Raw genomic sequence first — 12,998 nt, forward strand, 5'->3', positions numbered from 1 at the left:
CGGCGTTAATCAGCTACGGGTTTAATACCCACCTGAGTTGCTTCGCCGGCTTCATTTACCTGCCGAACGGTTAATAGCAATTTGTCCAGCTGTACCTGGTCACCAATAACGACCCGACGGTGAAAACGTTGTGTGATATAGCCAGCCAGGGTTTGCTGCGGATCCTGATCTTCAAAGTTTATCGTGTAAAACGCATCTAAATCACTAAGGCTGATGCTGCCATTAAGCACAAAATCACCAAAGAAGCTGCTTTGGTTTAGTACTGCTTTTTCTGCATCTTTGGCCAGAGTTTCGCTTATTTGCCGGGCATGTTTAAGTTTGGTTAGCACCATTATGGTGTCTTTGGCATTAAATACCGGCTTTTTCTCCGGCAATATCCATTCACCATTACGTACTACACCCAGAAACTGTACCGGTTGCTTAAACTGTAAATCTGGCCAACTGGAAGAGAGTACCGGCGAGTGGTCTGTTACTTTAAATGCCAGCACTTCCATTACATCGTTGCTTGGCACTGCATCCAGGGGCATTACCTGATCTGGTGTCAGCTCGGCCGGCACTTCTAGTTTTAACCAGCGGGCTATTGGTACTATGCTCCAGCCTTGCACTACTAACGATACGATAACTACAACAAAGGCTACGTCAAAATACAGATGTTCATCCGGCATGCCGGCCAACCAGGGAAACAATGCCAGAATAATCGGCACTGCACCGCGTAGCCCAACCCAGCTGATAAACAGCTGATCGCGTGCCGGAAAACGGAATGGTATTAAACTCAAAAGTACAGCTATTGGCCGGGCTATAAAAATCAGCACTGCCGCCAATAGTAACGCCGGAACCAGATGATTCATCAGATTGCTGGGCACAACCAGTAAACCTAACATCAAAAACATACCAATTTGGCTTATCCATGCTAAACCATCATGCATACGCAAAATATGGATAATCTGTGGCAAGCGTGCATTACCGACAAGATAACCCATCAAATACACCGCTAAAAAACCACTGCCACCAAAGAAGTTGGTTACCGCATAAATGAAGATACAGCTGGCTACAGCAAGTAACGGGAAAAAAGCAAAGCTAAGCGGTAATTTACGGCATAAAAAAACAAATATGCGCCCTGCTCCGTAACCCATAAGCCCGCCTACTACTGCTTGTTGTAAAAATACAATAGCGACCGACCAGCTTACAGGTTCACCTTGTGCCAGAATACCCACCAGAGTCAGTGTGAGCATAATTGCCATAGGGTCATTACTCCCCGACTCTATTTCCAGCGTTGATGCAACGCGATCTTTGATCCGCAGCCCTTGTGACTGAAAAATAGAAAATACCGCTGCAGCATCGGTTGAACTTAAAATGGCACCCAGCAGTAAACCTTGCAGCAATGTCAGGTTAAGCAAATAAGCTGCAGCAACACCAGCAATACCACAGGTAAGCACTACGCCAACAGTCGCCAACATAGATGCCGGTGCCAGAGCCACTCTAAAGCGCTCCGGATGGGTACGCATACCGCCGTCAAACAGAATAATAACCAGCGCTATAGAGCCAATTAAAAACGCAACCTGCGGGTTATCGAACTTAATGCCAACCAAGCCTTGCTCGCCTGCCAGCATGCCGATTATAAGGAATACCAATAGCATCGGCGCGCCAAGGCGCGCAGAAATAAGAGTAGCTATGATACTGATAACAAAAAGAAAACCGCCAACCAATATCGCGAGGTTTATGCTATCCACCCTAACCTCCTGATAAATTAAGCGTTTGATATCTCCTGAACTATAGCATTCAATGCTTGCAGTGGTTGTGCCGCTTTAGTAATCGGGCGCCCGATTACCATATAATCAACACCTGCCAAAAGTGCCTGAGCCGGTGTCATCACGCGTTTCTGGTCGTCCTGGCTGCTGCTGGCAGGACGAATACCAGGTGTAACCAGGCAAAACTGCTTACCAAATTGTTGTTTGAGTATTACCGCTTCTTGTGCCGAGCACACTACGCCGTCTAACGCTGCACTATGCGCCAGAGTAGCAAGCTTAAGTACCTGCTGTTCTGGTGTTTGATTAATACCTAGTTCTGTTAAGTCGCTTTGCTCCATGCTGGTTAACACGGTAACGGCGATAAGATAGGGTTTGTCATTACCATAAGTCAGCAACGCTTCGCGCGCCGCATTCATCATTTTACTGCCACCAGTGGCATGCACATTTACCATCCACACCCCCAAATCTGCAGCGGCTTTAACCGCTTTAGCTACAGTGTTGGGTATATCGTGAAATTTTAAATCCAGAAACACATCAAAATGGCGTTGCTGCAATTGCTGTACAAACTGTGGGCCAAAGTGAGTAAACATCTCTTTGCCAATTTTCAACCGGCAAAGGGTTGGGTCTAACTGACTAACTAAATTCAGTGCTTCTGTTTTTTGTTCGAAATCAAGAGCTACCACCACAGGGGTCTTGCAGGACATGCTTTTTCCTTTCACTAACGACCGTCAATGCCACTGATAGGCTCTACAGTTTCCCACTGCTGACAAGACGGACACAACCAATAATGTTTGCGGGTTTTAAAGCCACAGTTACGACAACTGTATAACGATTTCTTATCCAGATAGGCATTTACAAGCTCTTCTACGGACGACAACGCTTCAGCAGCCGGTGCTGATTGCTGTTGCCTGATCTGCAGCAGTTTTTGAAACAACCGGATACTGGGTTGCTGTTTTAGTTTATCCAGCAAAAATTGCTCAGCTGCAGTAGCCGAACCATGTTCTGCCAGCCAACTGGCAAGCAGCACTACTGCGCTGATATTATGCTGTTTGTTTGCTAACTGGCTTAACAGCTGATACCACTCTTCATCGCTAAGCGCGCATTGTTGTAACAACGGCAGAATATCGGCGCTCCATTGTGGCCTGTGTTCAACAATATATAGCAAGGCTGATTTGGCCAGCGCAGTATGCTGCTCTGCCAGTGCTTGTTTAGCAAGTTCATATTTAGGCCGCACCGCAGCGGGGTAACGTGAAGCCAACTCCAGCAATGGCTCGGTGTTATGTCCGGGGTGTTGCTTAAGCGCTTCAATTTGCATATTGGCCTGAGCAATACGCAAAGTGCTGGATTCAGTACTATCTACCACAGTGCTATATTGCTTAGCTTTATGCCACTCATGAGTAGCAATAAAAATACTAAACAGTTGTTTCAGTGCTGCTTCACCAAGTACAGGTGACTTAACCAGGTTAACCAACAATTTTTCAGCTCTGTCATACAAGCCGGCAGAAAAATAATCTTTGGCCAGTTCAAACTGAATTTGCTGCGCCTGCGGTTTGGGTAATTTAAGCTGATGCAGCTTTTCATGAATACGAATGGCCTTATCCCAATCGCCTTTGCGACGAAACAGGTTGGCCAATGCCAGATAGGTTTCTATAGTAGCGGCTTCGATATCAAGCAGTTCTAATAACTGCTCAATAGCTTTATCTTCCTGATCGGTTAATAAGAAGTTTAAACCAGAAGATAAATTGCGGGTAATGCTGGCACGGCCTTTAAGTTCTTTATGTGTAACGCTGTTGCGCCCCATAAACCAGCCATAAGCTGCAGCTACCGGCAATAACAAAAACAGCAGCTCTAACATAGGCTAGCTGTTTTCCGTTGATTTACGCAGCCAACTCTTTGCTTTACGTTGCAGTGAATACAGCAGGGCTATCATCAGGCCAAGCAAGATGCCCAGCAGCAGGAAAATCAGCGCAATATCAACAACTCTTAAGCGTGCGCTGACAATAAGAAGATTTAAATCAGCAATTTGCTGATTAATAGAACCAAACAGCACCCCTACTACAATCAGGGCTACTATTACTGCGATATAAAGTAGTCTGCGCAAGGGAAACTCCGTTTACGCCTGCAAACTCAATAAATTGAGGCTCAGGTGTTGTCTTTTACCCGGTCACGTAATTCTTTACCAGGTTTGAAGTGCGGTACATGTTTACCGTCCAGTTCAACCTTGTCACCGGTTTTAGGGTTACGCCCTACACGCGGTGCACGGTAATGCAGTGAAAAACTACCAAAACCACGAATTTCAATGCGTTCGTTAGCGGCTAATGATTGCGCCATCTGCTCGAGGATTTCTTTAACTGAAGCTTCAACATCCTTGACCTGAATATGCGGGAAATCAGTAGCTAATTTTTCAATTAATTCAGACTTGGTCATAGCCCCTCCGGCAAACCTGATTTTGGATAAAGCAGGAGGCTTAAGCCCCCTGCTTCGTTAGCAATTAATCCTGCTTCTGAGCAGCTTTAAATGCTTCGGCCATAGCGTTACCACCAAAGTCAGCTTCTTGTTGCTTGCTGTTGACAGTATCCATAGCTTCTTTTTCTTCAGCTTCAAATTTCGCTTTGATTGACAGGCTGATTACGCGGTTCTTGCGGTCAACACCCATTAAACGAGCTTCAATTTCTTCGCCAACTTTCAGTACTGTAGTGGCATCTTCAATACGCTCACGCGCGATATCAGATACACGAACATAACCTTCTACTGCACCTTCTAACATTACAGTCGCGCCTTTAGCGTCAACGGCAGTTACTTCACCTTTAACGATAGCACCTTTTTTGTTGTCAGCAAGGTAGCCATTGAACGGGTCTTCGTCCAGTTGCTTGATACCTAAAGAGATACGCTCGCGCTCTGGGTCAACTTGTAACACAACTGCGTGTACTTCGTCGCCTTTCTTAAAGTCACGTACCGCTTCTTCGCCAGTAGCGTTCCAGCTGATGTCTGATAAGTGAACCAGACCGTCGATGCCGCCATCTAAACCGATGAAGATACCGAAGTCAGTGATTGACTTGATCTTACCGCTTACGCGATCACCCTTGTTGAAGCCCTTAGCGAACTCTTCCCATGGGTTAGCTTTACACTGTTTCAGGCCTAAAGAAATACGACGACGTTCTTCGTCAATTTCCAGAACCATAACTTCCACTGAATCACCTAAGTTAACCACTTTAGATGGGTGGATGTTTTTGTTAGTCCAGTCCATTTCTGAAACGTGTACTAAGCCTTCTACGCCTTCTTCGATTTCTACGAAGCAGCCGTAATCAGTCAGGTTAGTTACGCGGCCAGTGATGCGGGCACCTTCTGGGTAACGTGATGCGATAGCGGCCCATGGATCTTCACCCATTTGCTTCAAGCCTAAAGATACACGTTGCTTCTCACGGTCGAATTTCAGTACTTTTACCGGAATTTCGTCGCCAACATTAACGATTTCGCTTGGGTGCTTAACGCGCTTCCATGCCATATCAGTGATATGCAGTAAGCCGTCTACGCCACCTAAGTCTACGAATGCACCGTAGTCAGTCAGGTTCTTAACGATACCTTTAACTTCCATGCCTTCTTCCAGCGTTTCTAACAGCTGGTCACGTTCATGGCTGCTTTCTGATTCAATAACGGCACGACGTGATACCACCACGTTGTTACGCTTCTGATCCAGTTTGATAACTTTGAACTCAAGTTCTTTGTTTTCCAGGTGCAGAGTGTCACGCACCGGACGTACGTCTACTAATGAACCAGGCAGGAATGCACGAATGCTATCAACTTCAACTGTGAAACCACCTTTAACTTTACCAGTGATCACACCGATAACAGTTTCTTTGTCTTCACAGGCTTTTTCCAGACGTACCCAGGCTTCGTGGCGTTTAGCTTTTTCACGAGACAGCTGAGTTTCACCGAAACCATCTTCGATAGCGTCTAACGCTACATCGATGATGTCGCCAACGCTTACTTCGATTTCGCCGTTCAGAGATTTGAACTGCTCAACAGGGATTGCGGCTTCTGATTTCAGACCTGCGTCAACCATAACAACATCTTTCAGAACAGCAACAACTGTTCCTTTGATGATAGAGCCAAGGCGTGTTTCAGATTTGAAGCTTTCTTCAAGTAGTTGTGCAAAATTTTCAGTCATAGTCACTTTTTTCAGTTAAGTGCTCCACGCCGCGTCTTGCGTTGTGGGGTTGCTAAATTTACCTGTTTAAATCCATTTAACAGGCTGTCCAAAATGTGGCTTTGGCCTGGTTCATACTAAGCCTGGTATTTTCATACCCGCGTAGTTCAGTACCTCTTCCAACACTTGTTCAATAGTTTTATTGGTCGAATCCAGCATATAGGCATCGGCAGCCGGTTTTAGCGGCGCTGTAGCGCGGTTCATATCGCGCTCGTCTCTTGCCTGGATTTCGCTCAAAAGGTCGCCGATGTTAACATCAAAGCCCTTTTCTTTCAACTCTAAATAGCGCCGTCTGGCGCGCTCTTCCGGGGTAGCTGTTAAATATATTTTAACTGCAGCCTGTGGAAATACTACTGTACCCATATCGCGGCCGTCCGCCACTAAACCAGGTTCCTCAGCAAAGGCACGCTGCCGGCGTAGCAATGCTTCCCTTACCCGTGGCAATGAAGCAATTTTTGAGGCTAGATCAGCGACTTCTTGTGTACGTATAGTATGCGACACATTTTCGCCTTCGAGGGTTATACGGATATTACCGTGCTCATCACTGCTAAACTGCACATCCAGATGCGCAGCCAGCGGCTGTAAGGCTTCTTCATCGTCACACACAATCTGATGATGCATAGCTGCCAAAGCCAGCACGCGGTAAATAGCGCCACTGTCGAGTAATTGCCAGCCTAAACGCTGAGCCAGTAAACGGCAAATAGTGCCTTTGCCGGAACCGCCGGGGCCATCGATGGTAATTACTGCTGCAGAATGTGGCATCCTACCCCCTTACAAACTACTGGTTAATCGGATTTGAAAACGGCGGTATTATACAGCTTTTTGCGACAAAATCTGTGTTTAATTGCGCTAAAGCGGAGGAAAGACGCGCAGTTAGAAGGCTACGCGTCTGGATGTTTTTAGTTATCTAACCAGCCAATTGAGCAAATAAATTGAAATAATTCGGGAAGGTTTTAGCGGTGCAATCCGGATCTTCTATAGTTACCGGTGTATCGCTCAGAGCAACCAGCGAAAAACACATCGCCATACGGTGATCATTGTAGGTGGCAATGCTGGCATGCTTAAGTGTGGCTGGTGGTGTAACCTTAATATAATCGTGGCCTTCTTCTACCTCTGCACCCACTTTTCTAAGTTCAGTTGCCATCGCGGCCAGGCGATCTGTTTCTTTTACCCGCCAGTTATACACATTACGGATCACAGTTGGGCCCTTGGCAAATAATGCTGTTGTAGCAATGGTCATAGCAGCATCGGGTATGGCGTTATAATCGCGATCTATACCGTTTAATGTGTTACGCGTTACCTTGATATAATCATCACCCCACTCAACATTGGCTCCCATTGCTTCCAGTGCGTCGGCAAAGTGAATATCACCCTGCACGGCGTGTTTACCAATGCCGGTCACTTTTATGCTGCCGCCTTTAATGGCCGCTGCTGCCAAAAAGTATGATGCTGATGACGCATCGCCCTCTATCAGCCACTGGCCGGGAGAGCGGTACACCTGCTTACCACTGATACTAAAACGCTTGTAGTCATGGTTTTGTACGCTAACGCCAAAACGCTGCATCAATGCCAGGGTAATATCAATGTAAGGTTTGGATACCAGCTCGCCGATGATGTCTATTTCACTGTCACCATTTAACAGCGGTGCTACCATCAGCACTGCGGTTAAAAACTGACTGGAGATACTGCCGTCAATCTGCATTTTACCGCCAGATAAAGCTTTACCTTTGATCTGCAGCGGTGGAAAGTCTGCATTGCCAAGATAGCGGATATCGGCCTGCCACTGATTAAGCGCCTCCACTAAATGACCTATTGGCCGTTCGTACATACGTGGCTCGCCGGTAAGCGTGACATCTACATCCGATGCTGCCAGAGCTGCAGTTAGCGGCCGCATTGCTGTACCCGCGTTGCCAAGGAACATCGTTAGTGCATGCGGGTGCTTGAATAAACCGCCAATCCCCTCTACCGTGCATTCGGTGCGACAAGAAGACAGCGTATAGTTGATACCCAAGGCTGTTAAGGCATTAAGCATATGCCTGATGTCATCACTATCGAGTAAATTAGTGATCTGTGTCGTGCCTTCTGCCAGTGCCGCCAGTAGTAATACCCGGTTCGAAATACTTTTTGAACCGGGCAAATGCACTTCGCCATTCATTTTGCTGATAGGGTTTAAGGTTAATGTTTTCATCCGTGCACCCGCTCAAATTCCTGCATAAAGCTCACTAACGTTTGCACACCTTCCAGTGGCATTGCGTTATAGATACTGGCGCGCATACCGCCAACCATACGGTGGCCTTTTAACGCCAACAGGCCATGAGTTTCTGCCTGATCGACAAACATATCGTTTAAACGCTCATCGCTTAAGAAAAACGGTACGTTCATCCACGACCGGTATGCCGGATCGACGTCATTGCTGTAAAAATCACTTTTATCAATATAATCATATAATAAGCTGGCCTTAACCTGGTTACGCGTAGCCATTGCGGTAACGCCACCTTGCTGTTTTAACCATTTAAACACTAACGCTGCCAGATACCAGGCAAAGGTAGGCGGAGTGTTAAACATACTGTCGTTCTCTGCCGCTAAACGGTAATCCAGTACCGATGGAATAACAGCGTCTTTAGCGGGTAACAAGTCGTCACGTACTATGGCCAGCGTTAAACCTGACGGGCCGATATTTTTCTGCGCACCGGCATAAATTACGCCGTAACGGCTAACGTCAATTGGTCTGGATAAAATAGTAGAAGATAAATCAGCAACGATGGGGCTGTCGGTTTGCGGTAATGCGGTAAATTCGACACCATCTACGGTTTCATTCGGGCAACAATGCACATAGGCAGCACCTTTGGTTAACTGCCAGTTATCCGGTGCCGTAACAGTACGAATACCATTAGCCGTTTTTTGCCGGATATCCTGTACATTAATACCACCGTATTTTACCGCTTCTTCTACCGCTGATTTGGACCAGGCACCGGAGACAATATAATCTGCACATAAACCCGGCTTTAACAGATTTAAAGGCACAGCGGAAAACTGGCCGCGGCCGCCGCCGTGCATAAACAACACTTTATAATTTGGCGGAATACTGAGCAAATCGCGTAAATCCTGTTCCGCTTCTGCGGCCAGGCGGATAAAAGGTTTGCTGCGGTGGCTCATTTCCATTACGGAACAGCCATGTTGTTGCCAGTTAATAAATTCCTGTTGTGCCTGCTGCATTACTTCTACCGGCAACATTGCCGGGCCGGCACAAAAATTAAAGGTTGTCATTTTTACTGCTTACTCCTGATTTAGCGCGTCTATTCAACTGGCCTGGTCGTATTTACTGCTGCCGGCTTAATACCGATCTTGTTGTTTTAATTTTGCTCCAGCTAAAAGCAAAACGAGCGCATAAGCGCCCGTTTTATCTGGGGGTTACTCTTCTCCATCCTGCGCTAACTGGGTATCCGTCAACACAGTATTGGCAGCTTTTTCTGCCTCGGCAGCGGCTAACTCTTCCGCATCCTGAATTTCGTCTACTTTGGCTACACCAACTACTTTTTCATTTTCGGCGGTGCGGATCAGGATCACGCCCTGCGTATTACGACCGACTTCAGATACTTCATTAACACGGGTACGTACCAGAGTGCCCTTGTTGGAAATCATCATAATTTCATCCAACTCGTTCACCTGTACCGCTCCTACCACCAAGCCATTACGCTCAGATACCTTAATGGATACCACACCCTGAGTGGCACGGCTCTTCGCCGGATATTCAGTTAACGCAGTACGTTTACCGTAGCCGTTTTCTGTAACCGTAAGAATCGGGCCTTCACCATTTGGAATAATTAACGATACGACAGATCCACCTTCACGCAGTTTAATACCGCGTACACCGGTAGCCGTACGGCCCATGCCCCGCACCTGATCTTCGGCAAAGCGCACGACTTTACCATCATCAGAAAACAGCATAATTTCGCTGTTGCCATCGGTAATGCCTACGCCAATTAAGCGGTCACCGTCATTCAGGTTAACGGCAATAATACCGTTAGAACGCGGCCGCGAGTATTCCACCAACGAGGTTTTCTTCACAGTACCATTGGCAGTAGCCATAAACACATACTTGTCGGCTTCGTACTCACGTACCGGCAGAATAGCGTTAATACGCTCGCCTTCTTCCAGCGGCAGTAAGTTTACAATTGGCTTACCACGGGCAGTTCTGCTGGCCAGTGGTAATTGATACACCTTCATCCAGTACAAACGGCCACGGTTAGAGAAACACAAAATAGTGTCGTGGGTGCTGGCAACTAAGAGCTTATCAACGAAGTCTTCATCTTTTACGGTAGTGGCAGCTTTACCTTTACCACCGCGGCGCTGCGCTTCGTAATCAGACAATGGCTGATACTTGGCATAGCCAAGATGCGACAAGGTCACAACAACGTCTTCCTCGGTGATCAAGTCTTCCATATTGATGTCCAGCATATTGTCCTGGATATCAGTGCGGCGTTTATCAGCATATTGTGCTTTAACCGCTTCGAGCTCTTCGCAGATCACTTCCATTAAGCGCTCAGGGCTGGCCAGGATATGCAGCAACTCGGCAATCAGCTCTAATAGTTGCTTGTACTCATCGAGGATTTTTTCGTGCTCAAGCCCGGTCAGTTTGTGTAAACGCAGATCCAAAATAGCCTGCGCCTGTTGCTCGGTCAGGAAGTACAAGCCATCACGAATACCGAAGTGCTCTTCTAACCACTCCGGACGCGCCGCATCTTGACCGGCACGCTCTAACATGGCACTAACACCGCCTAACTGCCAGCCACGGTCAACTAAACGTAACTTGGCTTCAGATGGGCTGGGCGAGGTTTTAATCAGCTCTATAATATCGTCGATATTAGCCAGTGCTATGGCTAAACCTTCAAGAATATGCGCACGGTCACGGGCTTTACGCAGATCGTACACGGTACGACGGGTAACCACTTCACGGCGGTGCAGCACGAAGCACTTGAGCATTTCAATTAAGCTCAGCAGCTTAGGCTGGCCCTGATCCAAAGCAACCATATTAATACCAAACACAGTTTGCATTTGGGTGTTGGTGTACAGCTGGTTTAACATTACGTCGGTAGACTCACCGCGTTTAAGCTCAATAACGATACGCATACCGTCTTTGTCAGACTCATCGCGTAGCGCTGAAATACCCTCAATACGCTTTTCTTTTACCAGCTCAGCTATTTTTTCAATTAAACGGGCTTTGTTCACCTGGTATGGAATTTCGTTGACGATAATGGCTTCACGGCCGGTTTTCTCGTCTGTTTCTACCACGGTTTTAGCGCGGATATACACCTTGCCGCGGCCGGTGCGGTAGGCTTCTTCAATACCTTTGCGGCCGTTAATAATAGCTGCAGTCGGGAAATCCGGTCCCGGGATATATTGCATTAATTCGTGCAGTTCGATATCCGGGTTAGCAATTAAGGCTAAGCAGCCGTCGATAACTTCGGTTAAGTTATGCGGCGGAATATTAGTAGCCATGCCCACAGCGATACCGCTGGAGCCGTTAATCAGTAAGTTCGGTAATTTGGTCGGCATTACCGCCGGAATTTGCTCAGTGCCGTCGTAGTTAGGGACAAAATCGACGGTTTCTTTGTCTAAATCGGCCAGCAGCTCGTGTGCAATACGCGCCATACGCACTTCGGTATAACGCATTGCTGCCGCCGAGTCGCCATCGATAGAGCCGAAGTTACCCTGGCCGTCTACCAGCATGTAGCGTAGTGAAAATGGCTGCGCCATCCGTACTATAGTGTCATATACAGCACTATCGCCGTGCGGGTGGTATTTACCGATAACGTCACCTACCACACGGGCAGATTTTTTATAGGCTTTGTTCCAGTCATTGCCCAGTTCCTTCATCGCGAACAGCACGCGGCGGTGTACCGGCTTTAAACCATCCCTTACGTCCGGTAAGGCGCGGCCAACAATGACGCTCATTGCGTAATCGAGGTACGAATTCTTTAATTCGTCTTCGATATTTATAGGAACTATTTCTCTGGCCAGATCTGTCATAAAACGCTAATTTCCCTTAAATCAGATAGATAACTCGCTTTTTTCGATGTTATAAAGCGCGAGACAACGCAGGATTCTAACACAGAAAATCCCGCTTGCCATGCCCCAAATGCAAGGCAAAGCAAGCTTTGGCATTGCTCAAATGGATCAAGGCTTTATAATGCGCAAAAACTAACGAGCATCAGGTATGACTGCAAATATGAATGTTGATCCGGGCGAAATCGCCAAATTTAACGATATTGCCTCGCGCTGGTGGGATCCATCGGGTGAATTCAAACCTTTGCATTTACTTAACCCGGTACGGTTAAGCTATATCAGCGACGAGCTTCAGGGCTTGTTTGGTAAAACGGTTATTGATATCGGTTGTGGCGGCGGTATCCTGGCTGAAAGCATGGCGCGTTGCGGTGCCGTAGTAACCGGGCTGGATATGGCCAATGACTCCCTTAACGTAGCACGGCTGCATGCGCTGGAAGCCGGTGTTGAAGTAAACTACCAGCAAGATACTGCCGAGCAGTATGCTAAAAACCATGCAGCGCAGTTTGATGTGGTGACATGCATGGAGATGCTGGAGCATGTGCCACAGCCAATGTCGGTTATTCAGGCCTGTGCTGATCTGGCCAAACCGGGTGCGACACTGTTTTTCTCTACGCTGAACAAAACCTGGAAAGCCTATTTGCTGGCTATTATTGGCGCAGAGCAGCTGTTAAAACTGGTACCCAAAGGTACGCATGAGTTTAGTAAATTTATCCGCCCTTCAGAGCTGATGCGCTTTATCGAACAAGCCGGGCTTGAAGTAACAGATGCAACCGGACTGCACTTTAACCCGATTAATGAAAGCTTTAAAACCGGCCCCGGCGTAGACGTAAACTATATCGTCGTTGCCCGTAAGCCAGCCTGAAACCTCAGGCTGGTTATTTTTCCGGCGTCTAAATAGCTGCTGGCTATAAAAAAAATATTGATAGAATAAATAAATTTAACCAGAGAAAAAGCTTGCGTTGTTCCGGTATATCTTT

11 protein-coding genes are annotated in these 12,998 nt (G+C 47.1%); 1 reads left to right on the top strand and 10 read right to left on the bottom strand.

The genetic code is table 11. The annotated features are described in order from the left end of the window. Positions 1-5: 5 nt before the first annotated feature. The 10 genes from M2404_RS16720 to gyrA form a co-directional block, all read right to left on the bottom strand. The gene (locus tag M2404_RS16720; RefSeq protein WP_259240903.1) at positions 6-1,730 is read right to left on the bottom strand and encodes a potassium/proton antiporter; all 1,725 of its coding nucleotides are present in this window, start codon (positions 1,728-1,730) and stop codon (positions 6-8) included. A gap of 17 nt (positions 1,731-1,747) precedes the next feature. Continuing rightward, on the bottom strand, positions 1,748-2,452 hold the full coding sequence (gene pyrF, locus M2404_RS16725; protein ID WP_259240904.1) for an orotidine-5'-phosphate decarboxylase: 705 nt from the start codon (positions 2,450-2,452) through the stop codon (positions 1,748-1,750). A 14-nt stretch (positions 2,453-2,466) separates the two neighbouring features. Then, the gene (locus M2404_RS16730) at positions 2,467-3,603 is read right to left on the bottom strand and encodes an N-acetylglucosaminyl transferase (RefSeq protein WP_259240905.1); all 1,137 of its coding nucleotides are present in this window, start codon (positions 3,601-3,603) and stop codon (positions 2,467-2,469) included. 3 nt (positions 3,604-3,606) lie between these two features. Then, the gene (locus M2404_RS16735; protein ID WP_259240906.1) at positions 3,607-3,849 is read right to left on the bottom strand and encodes a DUF1049 domain-containing protein; all 243 of its coding nucleotides are present in this window, start codon (positions 3,847-3,849) and stop codon (positions 3,607-3,609) included. 41 nt (positions 3,850-3,890) lie between these two features. Next, on the bottom strand, positions 3,891-4,175 hold the full coding sequence (gene ihfB, locus M2404_RS16740; protein ID WP_068237962.1) for an integration host factor subunit beta: 285 nt from the start codon (positions 4,173-4,175) through the stop codon (positions 3,891-3,893). A 64-nt stretch (positions 4,176-4,239) separates the two neighbouring features. Then, positions 4,240-5,916, bottom strand: coding sequence for a 30S ribosomal protein S1 (rpsA, locus tag M2404_RS16745; RefSeq protein WP_092793925.1), 1,677 nt, complete (start codon positions 5,914-5,916; stop codon positions 4,240-4,242). Positions 5,917-6,027: 111 nt separating this feature from the next. Then, the gene (cmk, locus tag M2404_RS16750) at positions 6,028-6,717 is read right to left on the bottom strand and encodes a (d)CMP kinase (RefSeq protein ID WP_092793686.1); all 690 of its coding nucleotides are present in this window, start codon (positions 6,715-6,717) and stop codon (positions 6,028-6,030) included. A 145-nt stretch (positions 6,718-6,862) separates the two neighbouring features. Then, positions 6,863-8,143, bottom strand: coding sequence for a 3-phosphoshikimate 1-carboxyvinyltransferase (gene aroA / locus M2404_RS16755; RefSeq protein ID WP_259240907.1), 1,281 nt, complete (start codon positions 8,141-8,143; stop codon positions 6,863-6,865). Next, positions 8,140-9,222, bottom strand: coding sequence for a 3-phosphoserine/phosphohydroxythreonine transaminase (gene serC, locus M2404_RS16760; RefSeq protein WP_259240908.1), 1,083 nt, complete (start codon positions 9,220-9,222; stop codon positions 8,140-8,142). The genes aroA and serC overlap by 4 nt, the downstream gene beginning before the upstream one ends. A 144-nt stretch (positions 9,223-9,366) precedes the next feature. Then, positions 9,367-11,985 (bottom strand): DNA topoisomerase (ATP-hydrolyzing) subunit A, encoded by a 2,619-nt coding sequence (gene gyrA / locus M2404_RS16765; protein ID WP_259240909.1) that lies wholly within the window; start codon positions 11,983-11,985, stop codon positions 9,367-9,369. A 187-nt stretch (positions 11,986-12,172) separates the two neighbouring features. Between gyrA and ubiG the strand changes: the two genes are divergently transcribed. Then, positions 12,173-12,883, top strand: a complete 711-nt coding sequence (ubiG, locus tag M2404_RS16770) for a bifunctional 2-polyprenyl-6-hydroxyphenol methylase/3-demethylubiquinol 3-O-methyltransferase UbiG (protein WP_259240910.1) — start codon at positions 12,173-12,175, stop codon at positions 12,881-12,883. The last annotated feature ends 115 nt before the right edge of the window (positions 12,884-12,998 follow it).

Origin of the sequence: Rheinheimera pacifica (genome assembly GCF_024809855.1) — a bacterium.
GTDB lineage: Bacteria > Pseudomonadota > Gammaproteobacteria > Enterobacterales > Alteromonadaceae > Alishewanella > Alishewanella pacifica_A.

What these genes read in the sequence shown, in the direction of transcription:
- pyrF (WP_259240904.1), bottom strand. Translation starts at nt 2,452, where the DNA reads ATGTCCTGCAAGACCCCTGTGGTGGTAGCTCTTGATTTCGAACAAAAA.
- M2404_RS16730 (WP_259240905.1), bottom strand. Translation starts at nt 3,603, where the DNA reads ATGTTAGAGCTGCTGTTTTTGTTATTGCCGGTAGCTGCAGCTTATGGC.
- ihfB (WP_068237962.1), bottom strand. Translation starts at nt 4,175, where the DNA reads ATGACCAAGTCTGAATTAATTGAAAAATTAGCTACTGATTTCCCGCAT.
- rpsA (WP_092793925.1), bottom strand. Translation starts at nt 5,916, where the DNA reads ATGACTGAAAATTTTGCACAACTACTTGAAGAAAGCTTCAAATCTGAA.
- cmk (WP_092793686.1), bottom strand. Translation starts at nt 6,717, where the DNA reads ATGCCACATTCTGCAGCAGTAATTACCATCGATGGCCCCGGCGGTTCC.
- aroA (WP_259240907.1), bottom strand. Translation starts at nt 8,143, where the DNA reads ATGAAAACATTAACCTTAAACCCTATCAGCAAAATGAATGGCGAAGTG.
- serC (WP_259240908.1), bottom strand. Translation starts at nt 9,222, where the DNA reads ATGACAACCTTTAATTTTTGTGCCGGCCCGGCAATGTTGCCGGTAGAA.
- gyrA (WP_259240909.1), bottom strand. Translation starts at nt 11,985, where the DNA reads ATGACAGATCTGGCCAGAGAAATAGTTCCTATAAATATCGAAGACGAA.
- ubiG (WP_259240910.1), top strand. Translation starts at nt 12,173, where the DNA reads ATGACTGCAAATATGAATGTTGATCCGGGCGAAATCGCCAAATTTAAC.